At 71.2% G+C, this 25070-nt stretch carries 27 protein-coding genes; 21 read left to right on the forward strand and 6 right to left on the reverse strand.

What is annotated here, in order from left to right; all coding sequences use genetic code 11:
• Positions 1–59: 59 nt before the first annotated feature.
• The 9 genes from ABD140_RS25985 (at position 60) to ABD140_RS26025 (ending at position 8514) form a co-directional block, all read left to right on the forward strand.
• Positions 60–674 (forward strand): ANTAR domain-containing response regulator, encoded by a 615-nt coding sequence (locus tag ABD140_RS25985; protein ID WP_344243596.1) that lies wholly within the window; start codon positions 60–62, stop codon positions 672–674.
• Between the two features lie 194 nt (positions 675–868).
• Complete coding sequence (locus ABD140_RS25990; RefSeq protein ID WP_344243597.1) at positions 869–2029, forward strand: branched-chain amino acid ABC transporter substrate-binding protein; 1161 nt, start codon at positions 869–871, stop codon at positions 2027–2029.
• A gap of 80 nt (positions 2030–2109) precedes the next feature.
• On the forward strand, positions 2110–3096 hold the full coding sequence (locus ABD140_RS25995) for a branched-chain amino acid ABC transporter permease (RefSeq protein ID WP_344243598.1): 987 nt from the start codon (positions 2110–2112) through the stop codon (positions 3094–3096).
• The gene (locus tag ABD140_RS26000) at positions 3093–4214 is read left to right on the forward strand and encodes an ABC transporter permease subunit (RefSeq protein ID WP_344243599.1); all 1122 of its coding nucleotides are present in this window, start codon (positions 3093–3095) and stop codon (positions 4212–4214) included. Before ABD140_RS25995 ends, ABD140_RS26000 begins: the two co-directional genes overlap by 4 nt.
• A complete protein-coding gene (locus ABD140_RS26005) occupies positions 4211–4990 on the forward strand; it encodes an ABC transporter ATP-binding protein (protein ID WP_425544149.1) in 780 nt (259 codons plus the stop codon). Before ABD140_RS26000 ends, ABD140_RS26005 begins: the two co-directional genes overlap by 4 nt.
• A complete protein-coding gene (locus ABD140_RS26010; RefSeq protein WP_344243600.1) occupies positions 4980–5765 on the forward strand; it encodes an ABC transporter ATP-binding protein in 786 nt (261 codons plus the stop codon). The genes ABD140_RS26005 and ABD140_RS26010 overlap by 11 nt, the downstream gene beginning before the upstream one ends.
• A gap of 87 nt (positions 5766–5852) precedes the next feature.
• Positions 5853–6758 carry an ABC transporter substrate-binding protein gene (locus ABD140_RS26015; protein ID WP_344243601.1) on the forward strand — a complete coding sequence of 302 codons (906 nt, stop codon included), beginning with the start codon at positions 5853–5855 and terminating at the stop codon, positions 6756–6758.
• A complete protein-coding gene (locus ABD140_RS26020; protein WP_344243602.1) occupies positions 6758–7714 on the forward strand; it encodes an amino acid ABC transporter permease in 957 nt (318 codons plus the stop codon). The genes ABD140_RS26015 and ABD140_RS26020 overlap by 1 nt, the downstream gene beginning before the upstream one ends.
• On the forward strand, positions 7714–8514 hold the full coding sequence (locus tag ABD140_RS26025) for an amino acid ABC transporter ATP-binding protein (RefSeq protein ID WP_344243603.1): 801 nt from the start codon (positions 7714–7716) through the stop codon (positions 8512–8514). Before ABD140_RS26020 ends, ABD140_RS26025 begins: the two co-directional genes overlap by 1 nt.
• Positions 8515–9145: 631 nt before the next feature.
• Here ABD140_RS26025 and polA read toward each other — a convergent pair.
• Positions 9146–11848: a DNA polymerase I gene (gene polA, locus ABD140_RS26030; protein ID WP_344243604.1), complete on the reverse strand. Its 2703-nt coding sequence runs from the start codon at positions 11846–11848 to the stop codon at positions 9146–9148.
• Positions 11849–11970: 122 nt separating this feature from the next.
• On the opposite strand from polA, the gene ABD140_RS26035 reads away from it, so the two are divergent.
• Positions 11971–12345, forward strand: a complete 375-nt coding sequence (locus ABD140_RS26035) for a PaaI family thioesterase (protein ID WP_344243634.1) — start codon at positions 11971–11973, stop codon at positions 12343–12345.
• A 46-nt stretch (positions 12346–12391) separates the two neighbouring features.
• Here the strand turns inward: ABD140_RS26035 and ABD140_RS26040 are convergent, their stop codons facing one another.
• Positions 12392–13783 carry a cellulase family glycosylhydrolase gene (locus ABD140_RS26040; RefSeq protein ID WP_344243605.1) on the reverse strand — a complete coding sequence of 464 codons (1392 nt, stop codon included), beginning with the start codon at positions 13781–13783 and terminating at the stop codon, positions 12392–12394.
• A gap of 59 nt (positions 13784–13842) precedes the next feature.
• Between ABD140_RS26040 and ABD140_RS26045 the strand changes: the two genes are divergently transcribed.
• The 8 genes from ABD140_RS26045 to ABD140_RS26080 all read left to right on the forward strand — a co-directional run bounded on the left by ABD140_RS26045 (position 13843) and on the right by ABD140_RS26080 (position 20151).
• Positions 13843–14352: a hypothetical protein gene (locus ABD140_RS26045; protein WP_344243606.1), complete on the forward strand. Its 510-nt coding sequence runs from the start codon at positions 13843–13845 to the stop codon at positions 14350–14352.
• A gap of 81 nt (positions 14353–14433) precedes the next feature.
• A complete protein-coding gene (locus ABD140_RS26050) occupies positions 14434–15570 on the forward strand; it encodes an efflux RND transporter periplasmic adaptor subunit (RefSeq protein WP_344243607.1) in 1137 nt (378 codons plus the stop codon).
• Positions 15567–16304, forward strand: a complete 738-nt coding sequence (locus ABD140_RS26055; protein WP_344243608.1) for an ABC transporter ATP-binding protein — start codon at positions 15567–15569, stop codon at positions 16302–16304. The genes ABD140_RS26050 and ABD140_RS26055 overlap by 4 nt, the downstream gene beginning before the upstream one ends.
• Positions 16301–17569: an ABC transporter permease gene (locus tag ABD140_RS26060; RefSeq protein ID WP_344243609.1), complete on the forward strand. Its 1269-nt coding sequence runs from the start codon at positions 16301–16303 to the stop codon at positions 17567–17569. The genes ABD140_RS26055 and ABD140_RS26060 overlap by 4 nt, the downstream gene beginning before the upstream one ends.
• A gap of 10 nt (positions 17570–17579) precedes the next feature.
• On the forward strand, positions 17580–18155 hold the full coding sequence (locus ABD140_RS26065) for a hypothetical protein (RefSeq protein WP_344243610.1): 576 nt from the start codon (positions 17580–17582) through the stop codon (positions 18153–18155).
• A 12-nt stretch (positions 18156–18167) separates the two neighbouring features.
• Positions 18168–18566, forward strand: a complete 399-nt coding sequence (locus ABD140_RS26070; RefSeq protein ID WP_344243611.1) for a hypothetical protein — start codon at positions 18168–18170, stop codon at positions 18564–18566.
• A 6-nt stretch (positions 18567–18572) separates the two neighbouring features.
• Positions 18573–19538, forward strand: coding sequence for an efflux RND transporter periplasmic adaptor subunit (locus ABD140_RS26075; protein ID WP_344243612.1), 966 nt, complete (start codon positions 18573–18575; stop codon positions 19536–19538).
• A 64-nt stretch (positions 19539–19602) separates the two neighbouring features.
• Complete coding sequence (locus tag ABD140_RS26080; RefSeq protein WP_344243613.1) at positions 19603–20151, forward strand: hypothetical protein; 549 nt, start codon at positions 19603–19605, stop codon at positions 20149–20151.
• Here the strand turns inward: ABD140_RS26080 and ABD140_RS26085 are convergent.
• A complete protein-coding gene (locus ABD140_RS26085; protein ID WP_344243614.1) occupies positions 20148–20954 on the reverse strand; it encodes an SAM-dependent methyltransferase in 807 nt (268 codons plus the stop codon). The genes ABD140_RS26080 and ABD140_RS26085 overlap by 4 nt on opposite strands.
• A gap of 155 nt (positions 20955–21109) precedes the next feature.
• The gene (locus ABD140_RS26090) at positions 21110–21439 is read right to left on the reverse strand and encodes a PLDc N-terminal domain-containing protein (protein WP_344243615.1); all 330 of its coding nucleotides are present in this window, start codon (positions 21437–21439) and stop codon (positions 21110–21112) included.
• Between the two features lie 90 nt (positions 21440–21529).
• Here ABD140_RS26090 and ABD140_RS26095 point away from each other — a divergent pair, with 90 nt between their 5' ends.
• Positions 21530–22249 (forward strand): integrase, encoded by a 720-nt coding sequence (locus ABD140_RS26095; RefSeq protein WP_344243616.1) that lies wholly within the window; start codon positions 21530–21532, stop codon positions 22247–22249.
• Positions 22250–22265: 16 nt separating this feature from the next.
• Here ABD140_RS26095 and ABD140_RS26100 read toward each other — a convergent pair whose 3' ends face one another.
• Complete coding sequence (locus tag ABD140_RS26100; protein WP_344243617.1) at positions 22266–23012, reverse strand: GNAT family N-acetyltransferase; 747 nt, start codon at positions 23010–23012, stop codon at positions 22266–22268.
• 57 nt (positions 23013–23069) lie between these two features.
• Between ABD140_RS26100 and ABD140_RS26105 the strand changes: the two genes are divergently transcribed.
• Both ABD140_RS26105 and ABD140_RS26110 read left to right on the forward strand, forming a co-directional pair.
• Positions 23070–23282, forward strand: coding sequence for a DUF2277 domain-containing protein (locus tag ABD140_RS26105; protein WP_344243618.1), 213 nt, complete (start codon positions 23070–23072; stop codon positions 23280–23282).
• Between the two features lie 103 nt (positions 23283–23385).
• Positions 23386–23997, forward strand: a complete 612-nt coding sequence (locus ABD140_RS26110; RefSeq protein ID WP_344243619.1) for a hypothetical protein — start codon at positions 23386–23388, stop codon at positions 23995–23997.
• Here the strand turns inward: ABD140_RS26110 and ABD140_RS26115 are convergent.
• On the reverse strand, positions 23952–25058 hold the full coding sequence (locus ABD140_RS26115; RefSeq protein ID WP_344243620.1) for a coiled-coil domain-containing protein: 1107 nt from the start codon (positions 25056–25058) through the stop codon (positions 23952–23954). The genes ABD140_RS26110 and ABD140_RS26115 overlap by 46 nt on opposite strands.
• Positions 25059–25070 lie beyond the last annotated feature (12 nt).

Below are 25070 nucleotides of genomic sequence, written 5' to 3' on the forward strand. Positions count from 1 at the left end.
CGGCGGATATCCGGTGGCCGCCGCGGGCAGGCACCAGAGTACCGGTTCCTTGTAGTCTCATGTGCGTGAGTGAGAGCGCCAAGCGAGTTGTCATCGCGGAAGACGAGGCTTTGATCCGACTCGATCTCAAGGAGATGCTGGAGGAGGACGGCTATCTCGTCGTCGGCGAGGCCGGGGACGGGGAGAGCGCCGTCAAGCTCGTCACCGAGCTGCGCCCCGACCTGGTCATCCTGGATGTGAAGATGCCGATCCTGGACGGCATCTCGGCGGCCGAGCGCATCGCCGGGGAGCGCATCGCCCCGGTGATCATGCTCACCGCCTTCTCCCAGCGGGAGCTGGTGGAGCGGGCCCGCGCCGCGGGCGCCATGTCCTACCTGGTCAAGCCCTTCACCAAGGCCGACCTGGTGCCGGCCATCGAGATGGCCGTCTCGCGCTACGACGAGATCCGCCAGCTGGAGTCGGAGGTCACCTCGCTGAAGGACCGGCTGGAGACCCGCAAGGTGGTGGACCGGGCCAAGGGCCACCTGCAGACGCAGCACGGCTGGAGCGAGCCGGAGGCGTTCCGCTGGATCCAGAAGACGTCGATGGACCGCCGTTTGACGATGCGGAAGGTGGCCGAAGCGGTTCTGGAAACCACCGCATCGGAGGCCGAAGTGGACAATAGCCCTGAATAGCCTGCACGATTTCCTGCGTTAAATGCTGATTTCAGAGGTTTTTCTTTGATTGCGGCAAGGTCACGAGTGTGCATCACGATGTCGGGAGAACCCCTCTGGCCTGGTGCTCCTGGGTGACCGTTGAGTACGTTTCGGCCAATCGTTCCCATGTGACCGACGGCTCTGGAGGCCGCGGTCCGAGAAGGAGACCCGGCATGAAACGTGTACCCCCCACGATGCGCCTCCTCGCGCTGCTCGGCGCCGCCAGCCTCGCGCTGACCGCCTGCGGCGGCGACGGCGGTGAGGCGGGCGGTGAGATCAAGCTCGCCTTCATCGGCGCGCAGACCGGCCCGAACGCTCAGCTGGGAATCAACATCTCCAACGGCGTCGAGCTCGCCATCGAGCAGTACAACGCGACCAACCCCGACAAGAAGGTCGTCCTCACCAAGTACGACACCAAGGGCGAGCCGAGCGTCGCGCCCGGCCAGGCCGACAAGCTGATCGAGGACGAGCCGGTGGCCATCATCGGCCCGGCGTTCTCCGGCGAGTCCAAGGCCGTCGCGCCGAAGTTCGAGGAAGCCCAGATCCCGAACATCTCGCCCTCGGCCACCAGCACCGCCCTGGCCGCCAACGGGTGGAAGTACTGGCACCGCATCATCACCAACGACGACTCCCAGGGCGCCGAGGACGCCAAGGCGATCGTCAGCCAGCTCAAGGCCAAGAAGATCTTCCTCGTCGACGACAACGAGGAGTACTCGATCGGCCTGGCCGGCAAGTTCCTCGAGGCGCTCAAGGCCGAGGGCATCACGCCGGGCAGTGACAAGATCAACCCGGACGACACCGACTACTCCTCGACGATCAACAAGATCAAGGCGGCCGACCCCGAGGTCGTCTTCTTCGCCGGCTACTACGCCGCGGGCGGCAAGCTGCTCAAGCAGATGCGCGACGGCGGCGTCGACGCCCTCTTCTTCTCCGACGACGGCGCCCTGGACCAGGGTCTGATCGACACCGCCGGCGCCAAGCAGGCCGAGGGCTCGATCATCTCCTGCGCCTGCCAGTCGGTGAACCCGACCGCGGACAACCCCAAGGTCCAGGAGTTCATCGACGCCTACAAGAAGAAGTTCAACGTCGACCAGGGCACCTACTCCGCCGAGGGCTACGACGCCACCAACGTCTTCCTCGACGCCATCAAGGCCGGCAACGACACCACCGAGAAGATCAACGAGTACCTGAAGACGGTGGACGTCCAGGGCGTCTCCAAGCCGATCAAGTTCGAGGCGAACGGCGAGATCGCCGACAAGTCGATCTTCTACTTCCAGGTCAAGGACGGCAAGCTCGAGTTCCTTGGCGACGCCACCAAGATCCCGACGTCCTGAGTCTGCGACTCTTCGGTCGGTGCGAGCGGGGGGCGGGAACCGTCGTTCCCGCCCCCCGCTCCCGTATATGAGGACGTTGGATGTTCCACGATTTCACCGCCCAGTTCTGGGCCAACACGATCGACGGGGTGACCGTCGGATCGATCTACGCACTGGTGGCGCTCGGTTACACGATGGTCTACGGCGTGCTGCGGCTGATCAACTTCGCGCACTCCGAGATCTTCATGATCGGCACGTTCGGGTCGCTCGCGGTGATCCAGTTCGTCGGGTTCACCGGCCCCTACGGGGGCTTCGCCCTGGTCGGAGTGCTCCTGCTCTGCCTGGCGGGGGCCATGGCGGCCTCCGGCGGGGCGGCGGTCGTCCTCGAACGCGTCGCCTACCGGCCCCTGCGCAAGAAGGGCGCCTCCCGGCTCGCGGCGCTGATCTCCGCCATCGGCGCCTCGCTGTTCCTGCAGGAGCTCTTCGCCACCGTCATCATCCCCAAGTTCTTCGCGCCGGGGCGCGGCCGCGACATGGTCGGCTTCACCCCGCCCGGTGAGGAGCAGGTGCGGATCATGGACAAGGAGGTGCTGTTCAGCATCGGCTCCGGCGACGTGCGCAACGACAAGCTGCTGATCGTCGTCGCCGCCCTGCTGATGATGGTCGTCCTCCAGATGTTCGTCACCCGCTCCAAGCTCGGCCGGGGCATCCGGGCCACGGCCCAGGACCCCGAGACCGCGGTGCTGCTCGGCGTGAACATCGACCGCATCGTCATGACCACGTTCCTGATCGGCGGGGTGATGGCCGGGGCGGCCGGCTTCTTCTTCCTGATTTTCTACGAGGTGACGAACTACTTCATCGGCTTCATCCTGGGGATCAAGGCGTTCACCGCCGCGGTCCTCGGCGGCATCGGAAACATCAAGGGGGCCCTGTTGGGCGGGTTCACCCTCGGCCTCGTGGAGAACTACGGGGCGAGCATCTTCGGCTCCCAGTGGAAGGACGTCATCGCCTTCACCATCCTGGTGGTGATCCTGATGTTCCGTCCGAGCGGCATCCTGGGCGAGTCGCTGCAGAGGGCGCGGGCATGAGCGCCAAGGCGAGGCTGGGCGGGCTGCGCGACGCGGCCGCGGTACCCGGCGAGAAGCTGCGGGACTGGTGGGACACCGCGCCGAAGGGCGCGCGCTGGGCCGTCTACGGGCTGCTGTTCGTGGGCGCGCTGCTGCTGCCCTGGAGCGGGCTCGCGCCGATCATGTCCCCCGACGCCAAGTGGTCGTCGATCCTCTTCTACCCGATCGGCATCTACGTCCTGCTGGCGATCGGCCTGAACATCGTCGTGGGCTACGCGGGACTGCTGGACCTGGGGTACGTGGCGTTCTGGGCGGTCGGCGCCTACAGCATGGCCGTGCTCGGCGCCTACTACCACTGGTCCTTCTGGGAGATCCTGCCGATCGGGATCGCGATGGCCGCGATCTCCGGCGTCATCCTGGGCGCGCCGACACTGCGGTTGCGCGGCGACTACCTGGCGATCGTGACGCTGGGCTTCGGCGAGATCATCCGCAAGTTCGCCGAGAACAGCGACTACCTGCGCGAGAACCGGGGCATCGACAACGTGCCGCGCCCCCCGGACATGTCCGAGGCCGAGATCGGCGGCGTGCAGATCCTGGAGTACGGCGTCCGCGACGCGCGGCCGTACTACTACCTGCTCGTCGTGCTGATCGCGGTCGTCATCATCATGGTCAAGCGGCTGGAGAACAGCCGGGTCGGCCGCTCCTGGGCGGCGATCCGCGAGGACGAGGACGCGGCCGAGCTGATGGGCGTGCCCACGTTCAAGTTCAAGCTGCTGGCCTTCGGGCTCGGCGCCGCGGTCGGCGGCGCGGCGGGTGTGCTGTGGGCGTCCAAGACGACCTTCGTCGCCCCCGACTCCTTCCCCTTCATCCTGTCGGCGACGATCCTGGCCGCGGTGGTGCTCGGCGGCTCGGGGAACCTGGTCGGCGTGATCGTCGGCGCCTTCCTCGTCGCCTGGCTGCCCGAGCGGTTCCGCGGTGCCGAGGAGTACCGGGAGCTGATCTTCGGCGCGGCGATCGTGCTGATGATGATCTGGCGTCCGGAGGGCCTCATCCCGTCGCGCAGACGCAAGGCGGAACTGAAGGACGGCGGCGGTGGCAGCGGCCATCTGGGCGCCGAGGTCGCGGAGGTGAGCAAGTGACGGCGACCGGACCCCTGCTCCGGCTCGACGACCTGGTGATGCAGTTCGGCGGCGTGAAGGCGCTGAACAAGGTGGACCTGGAGATCGGCCAGGGCGAGATCTTCGCGCTGATCGGCCCGAACGGGGCGGGCAAGACCACGGTCTTCAACGTCATCACCGGCGTCTACGCGCCGACCTCGGGCTCCGTCGTCTTCGACGGCAGGCCGATCCAGGGCAGCAAGCGCTACAAGGTCACCCAGGGCGGCATCGCACGGACGTTCCAGAACATCCGGCTGTTCCACAACATGTCGGCTGAGGAGAACGTCATGGTGGGGGCGGACGCCCACCACCGGTCGGGCCTGGTGAACGTCACGTTCGGCCTTCCCCGGTACCGCAAGGAGGAGCGCGACGCCAAGAAGCTCTCCGCGGAGTTGCTGGACTTCTGCGGCATCCCCGGACAGGCGAAGGCGACCGCGAAGAACCTCTCCTACGGCGACCAGCGCCGGCTGGAGATCGCCCGTGCCCTGGCGACCGACCCGAAGCTGCTGCTGCTGGACGAGCCGGCCGCGGGGATGAACCCGGCGGAGAAGCAGGAGCTGCAGGAGCTCATCCGGCGGATCCGCGACGCGGGCCGCACCGTGCTCCTGATCGAACACGACATGGGACTGGTCATGGGGATCAGCGACCGCGTCGCGGTGCTGGACTTCGGCGAGAAGATCGCCGAGGGCCTGCCGCGCGAGGTCCAGCAGAACCCGCGGGTGGTCGAGGCTTACCTGGGAGCGCCCGATGCTTCTTGAACTGCGGGACGTGAGCGTCCACTACGGCAAGATCCGGGCGCTGCACGGCATCTCGATCGAGGTGAACGAGGGCGAGATCGTGACGCTGATCGGCGCCAACGGCGCCGGGAAGAGCACGACCCTCAAGACCATCTCGGGCCTTCGTCCGCTGTCGAGCGGCTCGGTCTGGTTCGAGGGCGCCGACATCAGCACGATGGCGGGCCACAAGCGAGTGGTCGCTGGGATCAGCCAATCGCCCGAAGGCCGCGGCATCTTCCCCGGCATGTCGGTGCACGAGAACCTGCTGATGGGCGCCTACGCCCGCAAGGACGACTTCAGCGCCGAACTGGAGGAGGCGTACGAGCTCTTCCCCCGGCTGAAGGAGCGCCAGCACCAGGCGGCGGGCACCATGTCCGGGGGTGAGCAGCAGATGGTGGCGATCGGCCGGGCGCTGATGGCCAAGCCGAAGGTGCTGCTGCTGGACGAGCCGTCGATGGGGCTGGCGCCCAAGCTGGTGCAGCAGATCTTCTCGATCATCGAGGAGATCAACCGGCGGGGCACCACGGTGCTGCTGGTGGAGCAGAACGCCCAGCAGGCGCTGAAGCTCGCGCACCGGGCCTATGTGCTGGAGACCGGCGAGGTGGTGAAGTCCGCCCCGGCCGCCGAGCTGCTGGACGATCCCCAGGTGCGGGCCGCCTACCTGGGCGGGGATCTGGGCGTGGCGGGCGGGGCGTCCGCGCCTCCGGTGCCGCTGGAGAAGGGGACAGCCGTGGACGGGGAGGAAACGCAGCCGTAACACCTGCGGTTTCGACCGTTCCAAAATGCACATATATCGTGTTCGAGGTTTGGATCTGAGGAGATCCGACAAATGTGGAGGAACATCGTGATTTCCGCTGATGCCCGGCGGCGTGGCCTGGCCGTGGGCGCCGCGCTGGTGATCGGCGCGCTCGGTCTCACCGCCTGCGGCGAGAAGACCGAGGACAGTGCCGAGAGCCCCGCGAAGACCGCCCCGACGGTCTCCGCCGACTCCGCTCTGGCCGCCCAGGTGCCCGAGGACATCAAGGCCGACGGCGTCATCAAGATCGGCGTCGACTCCAGCTACGCCCCCAACGAGTACCTCGATGCCGACGGCAAGACCGTCGTCGGCTGGGACGTGGAGCTGTTCGACGCCGTCGCCGCCAAGCTCGGCCTGAAGACCGAGTGGGTGACCAGCAACTTCGACGACATCGTCCCCGGCGTCACCACCTCCGGCAAGTACGAGACCGGTGTCTCCTCCTTCACCATCAACCCCGAGCGCCTCAAGCAGGCGACGATGGTGAGCTACTTCAACGCCGGCACCCAGTGGTTCGCCAAGGAGGGCGCCACGATCGACCCGGACGACGCCTGCGGCAAGAAGATCGCCGTCCAGAAGGCGACCGTCCAGGTCCCCGACATCGAGAAGCGCTCCAAGGACTGCACCGACGCCGGCAAGCCCGCGATCCAGATCAGCCAGTACCAGGGCCAGGACCAGGCCACCTCCGCGGTGGTCTCCGGCAAGGAGGACGCCAGCCTCGCCGACTCGCCGATCGCCGCCTACGCGGTGAAGAAGGCGCCCGGCCTGGCGCTCCTCGGCGACATCTACGACGCCGCCCCCTACGGCTACGTGGTGAAGAAGGACTCGCCGCTGGGCCAGGTGTACGCCGACGCCCTCAAGGCGGTCATCGCCGACGGGACCTACACGCAGATCCTGGAGAAGTGGGGCGTGCAGGCCGGCGGGATCACCGACCCGACCGTCGACCCGGCCTCCTGATGACCTCGCAGCAAGAACCCGCGGAACGGGTGCGGCCTGAGACCATCAAGGCCGTGCCCGTTCGGCACCCCGGCCGCTGGATCACCGCGGCGGTCCTGCTGGTGCTGGCCGCCCAGTTCGTGCACATGCTCGTCACGAACCCGGCCTTCCAGTGGTCCTACATCGTGGACAACGCCTTCCGGCCCCCGGTCATCGAAGGCGTGCGCACCTCGCTGATCCTCATGGTCCTGGCCATGGTCATCGGCGTCGTGCTGGGCATCGGCCTGGCCGTCATGCGATTGTCGGACAACCCGATCCTGCGCGGCGTGGCCTGGCTCTACATCTGGGTGTTCCGGGCGCTGCCCCGGCTGGTCCTGGCCATCCTGTTCGGCAACATGGGCGTCCTGTACGCGGAGTTCTCCGTCGGGCTGCCCTTCACCGAGCAGTTCGCCGACCTCCTGGGCGTCGACATCAACGGCACCCTGTTCTCGGTGGACGCCAACACGCTGCTCAGCGGCTTCATGGCGGGCCTGCTGGCGCTGGCGCTGTCCGAGGCCGCCTACATGGCCGAGATCGTCCGGGCGGGCCTGATGTCGGTCGACCCCGGCCAGACCGAGGCCGCCGCCGCGCTGGGCATGTCGAAGTTCCAGATCACCCGGCGGATCGTGCTGCCGCAGGCGATGCGGGTCATCCTGCCGCCCACCGGCAGCGAGACGATCGTGATGCTCAAGGACACCTCCCTGGTGGCCTACGTGCCGGTCACCAACGAGCTGTTCTTCCAGCTCCAGGCGATCGGCAACCGGGAGTTCCAGACGTTCCCCATGCTCGTCGCCGCCTGCCTGTGGTACCTGGCGCTCACCAGCGTGCTGCTGGTCGGGCAGTACTTCCTGGAGAAGCGCTTCTCCCGCGGCGCCGGAGAGCAGGGCGGGGCGAACAAGGCGAGGACGCGGCTGCGGATCATGAAGGGCGCCCAGTGATGACCGACCTCACGAAGAACGCCGAGCCCGAGGCGCCCGTCGAGTTCATGGTCAGGGCCGAGAACGTCCACAAGAGCTTCGGCAGGACCGAGGTCCTCAAGGGCATCGACCTCCAGGTGCGGCCGGGCGAGGTGATGTGCGTCGTCGGGCCGTCCGGCTCGGGCAAGTCCACCTTCCTGCGCTGCGTCAACCACCTGGAGAAGATCAACGGCGGCCGGCTGTGGGTCAACGGCAGGCTCATGGGCTACCGGGAGAAGAACGGCAGGCTGTACGAGCTGCGCGACCGCGAGGTCGCCGAGCAGCGCCGGGACATCGGCATGGTGTTCCAGCGGTTCAACCTCTTCCCGCACATGACCGCGCTGGAGAACGTCATGGAGGCGCCCCTGCGGGTCAAGAAGCGGCCCAAGGCCGAGGTCCGCGCCCGCGCCGAGGAGCTCCTGGAGCGGGTCGGCCTGGCCGACCGCAAGGGCAACTACCCCTCGCAGCTCTCCGGCGGCCAGCAGCAGCGGGTGGCGATCGCCCGCGCCCTGGCCATGGACCCGGCCCTGATGCTCTTCGACGAGCCGACCTCGGCTCTCGACCCGGAGCTCGTCGGCGAGGTCCTGTCCGTCATGCAGCAGCTCGCCGCCGACGGCATGACCATGATGGTCGTCACCCACGAGATGGGCTTCGCCCGCGAGGTCGGCGACTCCCTGGTCTTCATGGACGATGGCGTCATCGTCGAGCAGGGCGACCCCCGCGACGTCCTGGCCAACCCGAGCCACCCCCGCACCCGGGAGTTCTTCTCCAAGGTCCTGTGACCCCCGCGCGGCACCACGGCCCCGCCTCCGGCCCCCGTCCACCGCGACGCGCCGGAGACGGGGCCGTCGCACGTGCAGGGGCGGTCTCAGAACCGCATAGGGGCGGCCTCGGGATCACGTGCAGGGGTTGGTCTCGGAGCCGCATGCGGGGGCGGCCGTGGAGCACGGACGGCCGCGCGGAGCGAAGGGGCGTGGTGGTGACGCTCCGGCCCCCGCGCCTTCGGCTCCTTGCCCGGGGCCTCCGGCGGGCCGTCGCGGCGCGGGCGTGCGCACGGCGGCCGGTGGAGGGGGGAATCCGGGTGACGGCCCGGTGACGGGGCCGGTCGGGAGCGGGGCGGGGGACGGGAGCGAGAAGAAAGGACCTGGAAGCGCCTTTGGGGCCGCACACCTCTTCCCCGAAGGTGCGCGTTATCTACTCAGCACTTCCAGGCCCCCGCACGGTCACGGTAGCGACCCGCGACCGCCTCGCGCAAAGTCTCCGGGCACCCGATGCCTGACCGAAACCCCGGAGACTTCGTGCTGCACCAAGATCTTTCCAGCGGGCGGCGACCTGAAACGGCGGACCGCTGAATCCGTGCCGAAGCCTCCGGAGTTCGCGGGGAACCGGGGGGATATCGGGTGGTCCGGAAGGTCAGTGCGCGGCGTCGTACCAGGTGCGGCCGGTGCCCATCGCCACGGCCAGCGGGGCGCGCAGCGTGTAGGCGCCGTCCATCTCCCGGCGGACCAGCTCCTGGAGCTGCTCCAGCTCGGCGGAGCAGACCTCGAAGATCAGTTCGTCGTGGACCTGGAGCAGCATCCGCGACTTCAGGCCGGCCTCGCGCAGCGCGGCGTCGATCCGGATCATGGCGACCTTGATGATGTCGGCGGCCGAACCCTGGATGGGGGCGTTCAGCGCCATGCGCTCGGCCATCTCGCGGCGCTGGCGGTTGTCGGAGTTGAGGTCGGGCAGGTAGCGGCGGCGGCCCAGGATCGTGGAGGTGTAGCCGTCGCGGCGGGCGTCGGCCACCACCGAGGCCAGGTAGTCGCGCACCCCGCCGAAGACCTCGAAGTAGCCCTCCTTCAGCTCCCGCGCCTCGCCCGGGGTGATGCGCAGCTGCTGGGACAGGCCGTACTCCGACAGGCCGTAGGCCAGGCCGTAGTTCATTGCCTTGATCTTGCTGCGCAGCTCGGTGCCGATCTGGCCGGGCTCCAGGGCGAAGACCTTGGCGGCGGTGATCGTGTGGAAGTCCGCGCCGGACACGAACGCCTCGATCAGCTGCTCGTCGCCCGACAGGTGCGCCATGATCCGCAGTTCGATCTGGCTGTAGTCGGCGGTCAGCAGGCAGTCGTAGCCCTGGCCGACGGTGAACGCCGCGCGGATCTGGCGGCCCTCCTCGGTGCGGGCCGGGATGTTCTGCACGTTGGGGTCGGTGGAGGACAGCCGGCCGGTGGCGGCGACCGTCTGGTTGAAGGTGGTGTGGATCCGGCCGGTCTCGTCCGCCAGCGGGATCAGCGAGTCCACCATCGACTTGAGCTTGGCGACCTCGCGCCAGCGCAGGATGTGCTCCAGCACCGGGTGGCCGTTCTTCTCCAGCAGGCCCGTCAGCGCCTCGGAGTCGGTGGTGTAGCCGGTCTTGGTGCGCTTGGTCCTGGGCAGGCCCAGCTCCTCGAAGAGCACCTGCTGCACCTGCTTGGGCGAGCCCAGGTTGAACTCGTGGCCGACCGCGTCGAACGCGCCCTGCTCGACCTGCTTGGCCTGGCCGCCCATGGACGCCGACAGGTTCGCCAGGTGGTCGTGGTCGATGGCGATGCCGGCCCGCTCCATCCGGGCCAGGATGTCCACCAGCGGCAGCTCCAGCTCGTGCAGCAGCCGGTCGGCGCCGCGCTCGGCGAGCTCGGCGTCGAGCGCGTCGGCCAGCTCCAGCACGGCCAGGGCGCGCACCGCCAGGTCCTGGGCCGCGGTGTCCTCGTCGGCGCCGTCCAGGGTGAGCTGGCCGGTCTGCTCGGCGCCCTCGCGCAGCTCCTTGTGCAGGAAGCGCAGCACCTGCTCGCCCAGCTCGTAGGAGCGCTGGTCGGGGGCCACCAGGTAGCAGGCGAGCGCGGTGTCGCTGGTGAGCCCGGCCAGGGCCAGGCCGCGCGCGGCGAACGCCTGGAGGGGGCCCTTGGCGTCGTGCATCGCCTTGGGCGCCGCCTCGTCGGCCAGCCAGGCGGCGAAGGCCCGCTCGTCGGCGGGCTCCAGCAGCGCCGGGTCGAAGTGCACCGCGGCGCCGTCGGCGGCGGCCAGCGCCACCGCGGTCAGCTCGCCGGTGCCGCGGGCCCAGCGCCCCGAGACCGCGATCCCGGTGCGGCCCGCGTGGGCGTGCCCGGCCAGCCAGGCGGCGAGCCCGCCCGCCTCGGGACGGGTCAGCTCGACGGAGAAGCCCTCGCCGGCCTCGGCGCTCTCCTCGCCGCCGGCGTGCGCGGTGAGCGTGGTGAACAGGCGGTCGCGCAGCTCGCCCCGGAACTCCAGGGTGTCCAGCAGCGCCTGGATCTCCTGCCGGTCCCACTCGCCGATGTCCAGCGCCGCCGGGTCGGCCTCCACCGGGGCGTCGCAGTCCAGCTTGTTGAGCTGCTGGTTGCGCAGCACCTGGCCCAGGTGCTCGCGCAGGTTGTCCCCGGCCTTGCCCTTGATCTTGTCGACCTGGGCGACGAGGTTGTCCAGGCCGTCGTGGGCCAGCAGCCACTTGGCCGCCGTCTTCGGCCCCACCCCGGGCACCCCGGGCAGGTTGTCGCTGGTCTCGCCGACCAGCGCGGCCAGCTCCCGGTACCGCTGCGGCGGCACTCCGTACTTGGCGGTGACGGCCTCGGGGTCCATCCGCGCCAGCACCGAGACGCCCTTGACCGGGTACAGCACGGTGACGCGGTCGTCGACGAGCTGGAAGGCGTCGCGGTCCCCGGTGACGATCAGCGTGCGCATGCCGCAGGCCGAGGCGCGCGTGGCCAGCGTGGCGATGAGGTCGTCCGCCTCGTACCCCGCCAGCGACAGGTGCGTGATCTTCAGTGCGTCGAGCATCTCGCAGATCAGCTGCACCTGGCTGCGGAACTCGTCCGGCGTCTTGGCCCGCCCCGCCTTGTACTCCTCGTAGGCGGTGTGCCGGAAGGTCGGCTCCGACCGGTCGAAGCAGACCGCCACGTGGCTCGGCTTCTCGTCCCGCAGCACGTTCACCAGCATCGAGGTGAACCCGAACACGGCGTTGGTGTGCTGCCCCGTGGTCGTGGAGAAGTTCTCCACCGGCAGGGCGTAGAACGCCCGATAGGCCAGCGAGTGCCCATCCAGCAGCAGCAGGGTCTCAGGGGTCGGTTCCGAAGTAGCCACCCTCAGAGCCTAGTCTCGTGCCCGGACAGTTTCCGGCGAGTGGCCGGACCTATTGCCAGGAGTTGCGCGGCGTGAACAACGAGCAGCGGGCGGCCTTGAACCAGGTCGCCAACGGGAACCCGATGGGTGATCTCGCGACGAACATGGGGCTGGAGTTCCTGGAGGCCTCGGCGGAGCGGGTCGTGGGGCGGATGCCGGTGAAGGGCAACACCCAGCCCTACGGTCTGCTGCACGGCGGCGCCTCCTGCGTGCTGGCCGAGACCCTCGGATCGGTGGGGTCGGCGCTGCACGCGGGGGAGGGGCGGATCGCGGTCGGCGTGGAGATCAACGCCACGCACCACCGGTCGGCGACCGAGGGGTTCGTGACGGGGGTGGCCACGCGGGTGCACGGCGGGCGGTCGCTGGCGACGTACGAGATCGTCATCACCGACGAGCAGGACCGGCGCGTCTGCACCGCGCGGCTGACCTGCATGCTGCGGGACGCGCCGCAGGGCTGAGGCGGGAGCGTGGCCGGGCCCGGCGGGCGGTCCGCCGGGCCCCGGCTCATTTCAGGGTGACGGTGAGGGTCTGCGTGCCGGTGGCGGGGGCCTCGACGGTCAGGAGGCCGCTCTCCTCGTCCCAGGTGCCGGTGCCGCCGGTGACCGTGCCCTCCGAGGGGAGCCAGAACTCGACGGGGGCCTTGACGTCCGGGTCGGCGGCGTAGACGAGTTTCAGCGTCCTGGTCTCCGGGTCCCAGGTGTTGGTGAGGGGGGTGCCCGGCACGGCGCGCGGGTAAGGGGCGGCCAGGCGCCCGCCAAGGGCGGAGAGCTTCCGGTCCGCCGTCCAGGGGCTCCAGTCGCTGGGATCGGACGACCAGTAGATCCGTCCGGCGTGCATCTCGTCGGTGAGGCGGGAGACGGCGTCGACGAAGTCCAGGGCGCCCGGCTTGGTGGCGTCCAGGCCGTACTCGCCCAGGACGATCGGGGCGTTCTGGCGGCGGGCGGTGGCGGTGACGGTGTCGCGCCAGGCGTTGAGGGTGCGGTCGATGCGGGCGCGGTCGCTCCCGGTGTACCCGTTGCCCAGGTCCAGGGGCAGCGGGTAGAGGTGCGGGGCGTAGCCGATCTTCTCGGCGGGGTCCTCGATGGGGCGCAGGCCCGAGGCCAGGCCCCAGTTGACGCCGACGGCGCGCGGCTCGACGAAGATCCACTTGTTGCGGTCGACCTTGCGGATCTCGTCGGTGGTGCGCTGGTAGAGGTCGGAGAGCGGGCCGCGCTCGAACGGGAGGCCGGGGAGGCTGCCGCCCCAGGGCTCGTTCATCAGGTCGTAGCCCAGGACGGCGGGGTCGTCGGCGAAGCGCTTCGCGACGTGGGCCCAGGCCCTGGCGTAGTGGCCGCGGAGTTCGGGGTGCTCGCCGGTGGTGTTCCAAAAGTGGTCGAACGCGCGCATGGTGCCGGGCTGGACGTAGCCGAGCTCCCACGGGTCCTGGGCGGGGGCGGGCAGCCCGTCGTCCTTCGTCGCCCAGGCGGGCGCGCCGTTGCCGTTGACGGCGGGTCCGTAGATGTCCTGGTGCATGTCGAGCAGGACGAGGATGTCGCGTTCGGCGTACCAGCGGACCCAGGAGTCCACCCGGTCGAGGTAGGCCTCGTCGTACCGGCCGGGCGCCGGTTCGAGGCTGCGCCACTGCAGGAGGAAGCGGACGACGTTGGAGCCGAGGAGGTCGCGCTCGGCCTCGACGAACTCCTCGTCGTACGCGGTGGGCACGCCGTCGGGCGCGGACTTGGCGCTGCTCTGGGTGTTGAGCCCGTGGAGGATCAGGGAGCGGCCCTGGGCGTCGGTGACGAAGCGCGGGGCGACGCCGTTCCCGGCCTCCCGGCCCCAGCCGTCGAGGGTGTACGCGCCGAGGGCGAGGGTCAGGCCGAGGGCTCCGGCGAGGACAAGTCGGCTGCTGCGGCGCATGCCGCCTCCTAATATGAGGTCTTTTCATGTTAGGCGAATGTGAGGTACCTTACATGAACATGAGCCTCCCTCGCATTACTCGGGTCGCCTGGACCGCGGCCGGGGCCACCGCCCTCCTGGCCCTCCTCCTGGGCTGGGAGACCCTGACGCGCCAGATCACCACGGCCGCGGGCCTCCTGGTCGTCCCGTCGGCGGTGGGCGTGCCCTTCGGGCCGCCCGCCCTGCACCTGACCCCGTTCGGCGAGCTCGGCACGGCCTACACGCTCACCGAGGGCCTGGCCGCGCTGATCCTGGTCGCCGCGGTCCTGCTGCGGGTCCACCGCCGTCCGCACGCCCCCGGCCGCACACTCGCGACCACTTGGTGGGCCTTCGCCCTGGGCTCGGCGGCCGCCGGACTGCTCCGCGGCGCCGCCACCGCGCACACCGCCTACGGCGACGCCTCCGCCTACCTCACCTACGCCCTGTTCGGCGCGGTCTTCGGCCTGCTCTGGGGACTGCTCCTCGGCTGGCTCCCCGCCCTCCCCGCGGCTCTCGCGGCCCGCTCCGCGCCCGCTTCCCGCCCCGCCTGACGCGCGAGGCCCCGCCGCTCTCATCCGGCTCTCACGCTCGCATCACCCTCGCCCCAGAAGAGCGCGGCAGGCTTCCGCGTCATGAAATCCCTCCTCGAACGCCGGGGCGTCGTGGTCAACGGCACGCTGGGCGTGCTGCTGGCCGGAGGCGTCGGCGTCGCCTATCTCTCGCTCGGCGGAGATGGGGAAGAACCCACCACGTCCGGCCGGACGACCACCGTGTCCCGGGGGAGCCTCGTCGAGTCGGTCTCGGCCTCGGGCTCGGTGGAGAGCGCCAAGAGCAGCGCGCTGGGCTTCGGCGGTTCGGGCACCGTGAAGAAGATCTACGTCGCGGTCGGGGACGAGGTCGAGAAGGGCGCCAGGCTGGCGGTCCTCGACCAGACCGAGGCGCGCGAGGACCTCGAGGCGGCCCGGGCGAACCTGGCGGCCGCCGCGGAGGAAGACACCGACAGCGCACAGGGCTACGCCGGTTACGTGCAGGCGCAGAACGCCGTGAAGAGCGCGCAGCGCGCCCTGGACGGCACCGTCATCTACGCGCCCTTCGCCGGGACGGTCACCGCGGTCAACGGCTCCGTGGGCGAGTCCGCCGGCTCCTCCTCCAGCACGGGGTCGTCCACCGCGGGCAATTCCTCCGGCACGACCACTGGCTCCAGCGGCTTCATCGAGATCGCCAACCCGTCCAAGATGAAGGTCGAGGGCGCCTTCACCGAGTCCGACACCACCAAACTGAAGGTCGGCCAGAGCGCCACGGTCACCTTCAACGCGCTCAGCGGCGTCACCGCGAACGGCAAGGTCACCCAGATCTCCACCGAGCCGACCACCACCAACAACGTGGTCTCCTTCGGCGTCGTCATCACGCTGACCGACAAGCCCGCCAAGGTGCGGATCGGCCAGACCTCCACGGTCACCGTCGAGGTCTCCCGCGCCGAGGACGTCCTGTACGTGCCGTCGGCCGCGGTGAGCACCGCGGGCGGGCAGAGCACCGTCACCGTCCTGGAGAACGGCAAGCCGGTCGTCAGGACGGTCACCACGGGGATCACCGGCGACTCCGGCGTCGAGATCAAGTCCGGGCTCGAAGAGGGCGACCAGGTCCAGCTGACCACCATCTCCGGCAGCACCACCTCCGGCAACGGCGGTTTCCCCGGCGGCGGCGGCAACATGGGCGGCGGCCCTCCCGGCGGCGGCAACATGGGCGGTTTCCCGGGAGGCGGACGATGAGCGCCCCCGTCCTGGACGTGCGCGCCGTCACGAAGGTCTACGGCGACGGCGAGGCGACCGTCCACGCGCTGCGGGGCGTCACCCTGCGGGTCGACCGCGGCGACTACGTCGCGATCATGGGCAGGTCGGGCTCCGGCAAGTCCACCCTGATGAACATCCTGGGCTGCCTGGACGTCCCGACCGCCGGCCGCTACCTGCTGGACGGCACCGACGTGGGCGTGCTCTCCGAGTACCAGCTGTCGATCCTGCGCAACCGCAGGATCGGCTTCGTCTTCCAGAGCTTCAACCTCATCCCCCGGATGAGCGCGCTGGCCAACGTCGAGCTCCCGCTCGCCTACGGCGGCGTCAGGCCCGCCGACCGGCGGCGGCGCGCGCTGGCGGCGCTGGAGCTGGTGGGCCTGTCCGACCGGGGCGGCCACGAGCCCGACGAGCTGTCCGGCGGCCAGCAGCAGCGGGTGGCGCTGGCGCGGGCGCTGGCCACCTCCCCGTCGCTGCTGCTGGCCGACGAGCCGACCGGCAACCTCGACACCGAGTCCACCCGCGACGTGCTCGACATCCTGGACGGGCTGTCGGCGTCGGGCCGCACCATCGTGCTGATCACGCACGAGGACGAGGTCGCCGCCCGGGCCAAGCGGGTGCTCGAGCTGGTCGACGGCGACATCGTCGAGGACCGCAGGCAGGCGCCGGTCGAGGGCCCGCCGCCGCGGATCCTGGAGACCGGAGGCGTCCGGTGAGGTTCTACGAGGTCCTCCGCTTCGCCCTGCGGGGGCTGAGCGCCAACAAACTGCGCAGCGCGCTGACCACCCTGGGCATCCTCATCGGCGTGGCGGCGGTGATCCTGCTGGTCGCGGTCGGCAACGGCTCCTCCCTGCAGATCGCGAACAGCATCTCCTCACTCGGCGCCGGCACCCTCACGGTCTCCTCGTCCACCACCGGACGCGGGGGCGGCGGGGGCGGCGGCATGCCGGGCCGGGGCGGCGGACAGTCCACCGGCACCGGGCCGCGCACCCAGGCCGAGCAGCTGACCCTCCAGGACGCCGAGGCGCTGGTTGACCCGCAGAACGCGCCGAACGTCGAGAGCGCCTCCCCGGTGGTGAACGCCAACTCGGCGACCACCACCTACGAGGGCACCAGCCACGACATCAGCCAGTTCGTCGGCACCTACCCCGGCTACTTCAAGGCCTCCAGCAAGTCGGTGGCCGCCGGCACCCTGTTCGACAAGGCGGACGTCGACGCCGCGGCCAAGGTCGTGGTCATCGGCCAGACCGTCGCCGAGGAGCTCTTCGGCCGGGTCAGCCCGCTGAACAAGAAGATCAACGTGGACGGCACCTACTTCACCGTCGTGGGGGTGCTGGCGGCGTCTGGCTCGTCCTCCAGCAGCTTCCAGGACGCCGACGACATCGCGATCGCCCCGATCACGGCCGTGCAGGGCACGCTGACCAGCTACGGCTCGCTCAGCCAGATCGTCGTGCAGGCCAAGAGCGCCGACGCCGTCGACGCCGCCCAGGCGGAGATCACCGCGATCCTCAACCAGCGGCACGGGATCACCGGATCGACCGCGGACTTCACCGTCTACAACCAGGCGACGGTCCAATCCGCAGTGGCCGACTCCAACCGGACCTTCACCGTGCTGCTGGGCGCGGTCGCCGCGATCAGCCTGCTGGTCGGCGGGATCGGCGTCACCAACATCATGCTCGTCACGGTGACCGAGCGGACCCGGGAGATCGGCATCCGCAAGGCGATCGGCGCGCCCAAGAGCGCGATCCTCGGCCAGTTCGTCGCCGAGGCGACGATCCTGTCGCTGCTCGGCGGGGTCCTCGGCGTCGCCGTCGGCCTGGCGGGCAGCCGGTTCGAGATCGCCGGGGTGCGACCGGTGGTCGTGCCGTCCTCGGTCTTCCTGGCCCTCGGCGTGTCGGTGGCCATCGGCCTGTTCTTCGGCAGCTACCCCGCGAACCGGGCTGCCGGCCTGCGGCCCATCGAAGCCCTGCGACACCAGTGAGAGACACCTCATGAACACGACGAAGAAGGCACGGCACCGCAACGACCCGGCGGAGACCGTGCTCGACGGCGACCCCTTCGAGGGCGACCTGTCCGCCCGGCTGGCAAAGGCGCCCGAGCGCGGCAGGCTGCCCGGCCCGACGGTACTCCTCGTCGCCGGCCTGGTCGCCGTCGCGGGATTCATCGGCGGTGTCCAGGCGCACAAGACCTGGGGCGACCGGGAATCGGCCTCCGCCGGGCCCGCCTCTCCCGGCTCGGACCGGAACGGCCGGAGCCAGGGCGGCTTCCCGCAGGGGAGCGGCCCGGGGAACGGCTCGTCCGGCGGGCTCACCTCCGGGACGGTCACCGAGGTCGCGGACGGGGTCATCCGGCTGAAGACCTCGGACGGCAGGACGGTGCGGGTCAGGACCGGCGGCGACACCGAGATCACGGTGAGCGAGAAGGGCTCGCTCAAGGACCTGAAGTCCGGAACGAGCGTCGTGGTGCGGGGCGAGACCGCCGAGGACGGCACGGTGACCGCCTCCAGCGTGACCGAAGGCAGTGACACGGGCGGCTTCGGCGGTATGCGCCCCCGGAACGGAAACTGAGGAGACCCCCACATGAGCAAGATCATGCGTCTGTCCGCCGGCCTCGCCATGGCCGGGGCCCTGCTGCTCGCCTCCGCCTGCGGCGGGGACGCCGGGTCCGGCGACGGCGGCACCACCGACACCGGCATGTCGGCCTTCCAGGACTGCCTGAAGGAGCACGGCGTGTCGATGCCCGAGGGCGGCAGGGGCGGCGGCCGCCCGTCCGGCGCCCCCACCGACCGCCCGTCCGGCACGCCGACCGACCGCCCGTCGGGTGCTCCCACGGGCCGCCCGTCCGGCGGGCCCGGCATGTCCACGGAGATGCGGGCCGCCATGCAGGCCTGCGCCTCGCTGCGGCCCGAGGCCCCCGAAGGCGGCCAGGGCGGCCCGGGAGCGCCGGGCGACGGCGGACAGCAGCCGAGCGACGGCTGAGGGACGATGAAGCTCACCAGGAAGAAGACCGCCCTCGCGGGCGGGGTGATGGGCGTGGTGCTCGTCGGAGGGGGCCTGGCGGCCTTCTCCGGCGGCGGCTCGGACCCCGCCCCGGCGCCCGCCCCGAGCGCCCCGGCCGCGGCCGTGCCGGTCTCCTCCGACGACGGCGTGTCGGCGTCGGGGACGGTGCGGAGCTCCCGGGTGCGCGACCTCGGTTTCGCCACGGGCGGCGTCGTCACCGCGCTGAAGGTGAAGGCGGGGAGCAAGGTCGCCAAGGGCGACCTGCTGGGGACCGTCGACCCCACCACCGCCGAGGAGAACCTCGACGCCGCCTACAGCGCCTACGTCGCGGCGCAGAAGAGCTACAAGGAGGTCAAGGAGGGCGGTTCCACGACGGCGGACACGGCGCAGACCGGGGACACCAAGGGCACGGGCCAAAACGATCAGAACGGTCAGCCCGATCAGAACGGCCAGAACGGCCAGAACGGCCAGGGCGGCGCCGTCCAGACCGTGGCCCGGGCCTACGCCTCGATGGTGGAGGCGAGGAACGCCTACACCAGGGCGCAGCGGGAGGTCGCCGGCACCAGGATCCTCGCCCCGTTCGCCGGGACGGTCACCGCGCTGTCGGCGACCGTGGACCAGGAGGTCCGCTCCGGCGGCACCGTCCTCACCCTGACGGACACCGCGCACCTGCGGGTCGGCGCCGAGTTCGGCGAGGCCGACACCACCCGTCTGAAGAAGGGCCAGAAGGCCTCGGTCACCTTCGACTCGCTGGGTGAGACGGTCAGCGGCCGTGTCGTCTCCGTCTCGCCGGTGCCCGTCGGCTCGGAGGAGTCCGCCGCGGGCCCGGGCGGCGGCTTCCAGGCGTCGTCCACCAGCGTGGTGCGCTACGAGGTGCTGGTCTCCCTGAGCGAGGTCCCCTCCGGGACGCGGGTGGGGGCCCCGGTCACCGTCGAGGTGAAAGCGGGCTGATCTCTCATCATCCTCTCACCGGGCGATCAGGATTCCCCCAGACGGCGGCCGGATGCTGCCTGCCATGCCGGAGCCGACGAATCCGCGGGAAGTGCTGGACGAACCCCCCTTCGAGGGCACTCTGGAGGAGGCGCTCGCCGCCCGCCCGCCCCGGGCGAAGATCCCCCTGGTCACCCTCTGCCTGGGCGCGGGGGTGGTGGCGGTCGCGGGCTTCATCGGCGGCGTCCACGCCGACCGGCAGTGGGGCGGGGACGGCGGGGACGCCTCCACCACTGCCCCGGGACGGCCGGGCTCCTCCACCCGCGGCGGCTTCCCCGGCGCCCCGGGCCGCCAGGACCAGGGCGGCGGTCTTCCCGGGTCTCCGGGCGGCCGGCAGCCGGGCGGCCAAGACCAGGACGGCCGCTTCCCCGGCGGGCGGGCGACGACGGGCACCGTCAGCGAGGTCTCCGGCGCGACCGTCGAGGTGAGGACCTCCGACGGGCGGACCGTCGAGGTGAAGGTCGGCGACGGGACACGGGTGACCACCACCCGGGAGGGCTCGGTCGAGGACATCCAGCCCGGCGCCGCGGTGACCGTGCGGGGCGACCGGATCACCGTGACGCCCGCGCCTTAGGCGTCCTTGCGGCCCAGGATCGCGGCCATCTGGGTGTGCAGGGGGTGCTCCAGTTCGCCCGTCGGCCCGGCGGGGCGCCAGGCGGTGCAGGGGGCGAGGCCGGGTTCCAGGACGGTCAGGCCGTCCATGAAGGACAGGAGCTGCTCGGCCTTGCGGAAGTAGGAGCCGCCGAGGCCGGACTGGAGGACCTTCTTGGCCTCCTCCACGCGCGGGTCGTCGCCCGTCTCGTGCAGGTGGGTCAGCATGATGTGGCTGCCGGGCGCCAGGAACTCGTGCAGGCGCATGACGGTGCCGCGCGGGTCCTGCTCGTCGGGCACGTGGTGGATGATCGCGGCGAGGATGAGCCCGACCGGCCGCTCGAGGTCGATGAGCCGGGTGAGGCGCGGGTCGGTGAAGATCTTCTCCGGCTCGTACAGGTCGCCCTGGATGAAGGAGGCGACGCCGTCCTCGGTGAGCAGCGCCCGCCCGTGCACCAGCACGATGGGGTCGTTGTCGACGTAGACGACCTTCGCGCCGGGGTGGGTTTCGGTGGCGTACTGGTGCACGTTGCTGGAGGTGGGGAGCCCCGAGCCGATGTCGACGAACTGGGTGATGCCCTGGGCGGCGAGGTGGCGCACGGCGCGCTCGATGGCGACGCGGTTGCCCTGCGCCACGACGGGCGCCTCGGGCACGAACTGCATCACCAGGTCGGCGACCTCGCGGTCGGAGGCGAAGTTGTCCTTGCCGCCGAGGAAGTAGTCGTAGACCCGCGCGAAGCTGGGGGTGCGGGCGTCGATGCCGGGCGGGGCGTGCTCGTCGGTCATGGCGGATTCCTCGCTGGGGCGGAGGGGAAGATCCCGGGTTGCCCACCTTACGCAGTGGGCATCGGCCGAACCACCGGCTTCACAGGAAACCTCACACCCCTCGCCCAATAAGTCAGTAACTACCGGACAAATGGCACAGGGGTGGCAGAGGGTGGTCACTCCTGCTCGTCCGCCCGGTCCTGCTGCTCGCGCGCTCTGCGCCGCTGCTCCTCGACCCGCTCGCGCAGCCCGCGCAGGAACTCCTCGTCGTCGTCGGGCGGCGTCGGGGCGGCGGGCCGCAGGCGCTCGGCGCGGGCGACGACCCGGGGGCGCCCCGCGATGAGCCAGGCGATCGAGCCGACGTCCGGCAGCACGAGGACGATGAGCAGCCAGAAGGGTTTCGGGAGGTTGCGGCAGTCCCGGGCGTCGGTGGTCACCACATCGAAGATGCAGTAGATCCACAGTGCTACCAGGAGCAGGCTGAAGCCTCCGAAGAGAATCGGCACGATCGGACCTTTCCATGAAGCTGAGAGAAGAAACGGTAGTCGAACCCGGGCACCGGCGGCGGCGTCTCTTGACGGTGGGAGGCTATGGGCATGCGGGTGAGCTGGGCGACGGAGGCGGTTCCGGGGCGGGACTGGCCGAACGAGGATTTCGTGGCGGCCGCGGCGGGCGCGGTGGTGGTGCTCGACGGCTGCAGCCTGCCGCCCGGCACGGACCTGGGCTGCCGGCACGGCACGGCGTGGTACGCGCGCACCCTCGGCATGGAGCTGCTCACCCGCCTCCTGGAGAGCCCGCCGGGCCGCCCCGAGGAGCGGGGGGAGGGACTGCGCCCCCTGCTGGCCCGCGCCATCGACTCGGTGGCCGCGCGGCACGTGCGCACCTGCGACCTGGGCCACCCGGCCACCCCCGCCGCGACGGTGGTGGCGCTGCGCGCGGGCGGCGGCACGGTGGAGCACCTGGTGCTGGCGGACTCGACGCTGCTGCTGGACTCCGGGGACAGCCTGGAGGTCGTGTCCGTGCAGGGCGCGCAGACGTACGCCGCCGCCGACCTCAGGGCCGCCTCCCGCGCCCTCACCGGGGCGCGCCCGGCGGGGGCGCTGCGCCGCGCCGCGCTGCTCACCGACGGCGCGACCCGGCTGGCCGACCGCTTCCGGCTCCTGGGCTGGCAGGACCTCATGGCCGTGCTCGCGGGCGAGGGCCCCGGCGCGCTCATCCGCCGCACCCGCGAGACCGAGGACGGCGATCCGCACTGCCGGCGCTGGCCGCGCCACAAGCGCCACGACGACGCCACCGCCGCCCTCTGCGTCTTCTGAACCCCCGGAAGGCAGGTCAGGCGCCGGGAGGCGGCGGCGCGCCCGTCACGTACAGCTGGTCCTCGCGGACGAAGCGGAAGCCGAGCTTGGCGGCGACCCTGCGGCTGCCCCGGTTGTCGGGCGAGGTCGACCAGGACGGCCGCCGTCCCCGGCTCAGCACTCCCTCGGCGACCCGCGAGGCGCAGGCGGCCGACAGGCCGCGTCCCCGGTGGCCGTTCTCGGTGACGACACCGAGGTCCTCATAGCGCTCGCCGAGGTAGAAGGGGACGGCGACCGAGACCAGCCTGCCGCCGGTGAAGGCGCCCACGGCCAGCCCGGAGGCGGCGGCGGCCGCGTGCCCGCCCCACGTCTCGGTGATCCACTGCAGCTCCGGGGAGAGCCCCGCGAGCGCGGGCACGTCGGCGGGCGTCAGGGTGCGCAGCTCCGCGGCGACCGTCGGCACCGGGCACGGCGCGCGGTCCAGCTCGTAGATGACGCGGGGCCAGCGGTACACCGGGCCCGACCGCTCGGCCAGCAGCGGCGCGAAGTCCTCGTCCGTCCGGTAGAAGCCGTGCGGCAGCAGGGCGTGGCCCAGCCCCGCCGGGTCGCCGCTCAGGTCGTAGTTGCCGCCCCCCGTCTCGACCAGCACCGTCCCCGGGTCGGCCGGATCGTCCACCAGGATCCTGCCGTGGCCCGTGCGCAGCACGTGCGGCCCGATCAGCGGTCCGGGCACCTCTGGACGGAACCAGTCACGGACCCCCTCGGTCCTCGAAAGCTCGATCACGATCACACCGTAGACGCAGGGCCCGCGCGACGCGCGGCAATGACCGATGATGGAGGCATGTGCAGGAGCATCAGGACGCTGCGGCCGCCTTACGCCGAAGAGGTCACCGAAGAGGACGTGCGGGCGGCGGCCCTGCAGTATGTGAGGAAGATCTCGGGGTTCCGCGCCCCCGCCGCGCACAACGCCGAAGCCTTCGACACGGCGGTCGAGGAGGTGGCGCGGGCCACCGCGAAACTGCTGGCAGAGCTGCGGGTGCGCGGCCGGGCCTGACGGCGCGGCGCGGCCGGCGGGCGAACGGGGTCGGGAACCTCCGCCTCCCCGGAGGCGGAGGAAAGTCTTGTGCGCAAAGGGTGCGAGATCCACGATGGTGACCATGGGGCATGTTTCGGAAGAACAGTGGTTCCGCACCGAACTGGCGGGCCGCGCGGTGTGGAAGCTGCTGGTCAAAGGGCTGCAACTGTATCTTCCGGGTTACACCGTGACCCCCGGCGAGGTGCGCGTCTCCGCCCGCCCCGCGCCGTTCCCGGTGCCCGTCCACGTCGACGGCACGGGCTTCGGGCTGCAGGTGCGCAGGGAGCGCCCCCGGCGGGAGCCCGACCGCGAGATCTTCGTGCGCGGTGAGGGCGGCGGCGTCATCGGCATCGCCATCGCCGGGCCGGTCGCCGCGGTGGGCAGCCGGGTCGTGGACGCCGGATCGCTCGTCCGGTACGCCCGCAGGCTGACCTACGAGACCCTCTACGACCCCGAGGACGCCGACTCCGCGGGCCCCGCCGTACGGGCGGCCCGCTCCCTGCAGGACGTGGTGCTCCTGGACGCCGAGAGCGGTTTCGGGCTGGGCGTCGAGCTCGACCCCGCCGGCGGCCCGGTGGCGCGGCTGCTGGTCGGGCTGGAACGGCGCGGCGCGGACGGCGGGACGGGCGGCGCGGTGCGCGTCCAGGCCTATCCGGCGGCCCTGCCCGACCAGGGCGTCAGATCCCAGAACTGATGCACCGGCAGGCCCCGCAGCCGCTCGGCGGTGCCCTCCGGGTCGGCGAGGAGGCCGCCGCGGTCGAACTCCAGGGCCTGGGCGTGGGTGAGCACCGCGGCCACCAGGGCGTCGGAGGTGCGGGCCGCCACCAGCGGCCCGATCCGCGCCACCGCGCCCGCCGACTCGTTCAGGGCGCGCAGCAGCGCCTTCACCGACGCCTCGTCGCCGGGCAGCCTGCGGCGCAGCGTCGGCGAGCCCACGTCCATGGTCAGTGAGATGAGCAGCGCGGTGTAGCCGCCGCCCAGCTCGTCCAGGACCCGGCCGGTCAGGTAGTAGCGGGTGAGGCGCTCCTCGGCGGTCTTGAACCGCACGCTCAGCCCGCTGCCCGCCACGCACCGCTCGTAGACGTCGGCGAGCACGTCGCGCAGCGCCGGGTCGGCGCACATGAGCGAGCCGCCCACCGTGGTGACCGGCTCGGCGCCCGGCTCCAGCGTGGCGGCGATGGCCCGGTCGAGCTCGCCGGAGGTGTGCTGCAGCAGCTCGGTGACGACGTCCTCGACCTCCTCCAGCGCCTGGGAGAGGTCGCGCTGCAGGCCGAGCATGCGGGTGCGGTCGAGTTCGAGGTCGGAGATCCGGGTGAGCGCGACCTCCACGCGGGAGTCGGGCGCGGCCTGGCCCGCGATCGCCGGCACCGCGACGGGGAAGGGCGCGTTCTCCATGTCGGCGAGCCTGCCGCGCAGCTCGGCCAGCGCGTCGCGCTGCTTCTCCAGCCCGTGCAGCCGGATGGCCTGGGCGCGGATGTACTCCTCGGTGCGGTGCAGCAGGGCGGCGAGCTCGTCGATGCGCCCGCCGTGCTGGTTCACCCGCAGGTCCAGGCCGGGCAGCCGCTGCCTGACCTCGCCGAGCTCGTCGTTCAGCTGCCTGCCCGTGCTCTCCAGCGTCTGGTTCTGCCGGCGGACCAGCGAGTGCAGCTCCTTCACCCGGCTGAGGAAGGCCTCGGTCTGGTACTTGGCCTGGCGGGCGGCGTACAGCTCCAGGGCCCCCACCGCCACGCAGAGCAGGACCAGGGCGATGGTCATGGCGCTCCTCGA

It is taken from the genome of Actinocorallia libanotica (genome assembly GCF_039525175.1).
Taxonomy (GTDB): domain Bacteria; phylum Actinomycetota; class Actinomycetes; order Streptosporangiales; family Streptosporangiaceae; genus Actinocorallia; species Actinocorallia libanotica.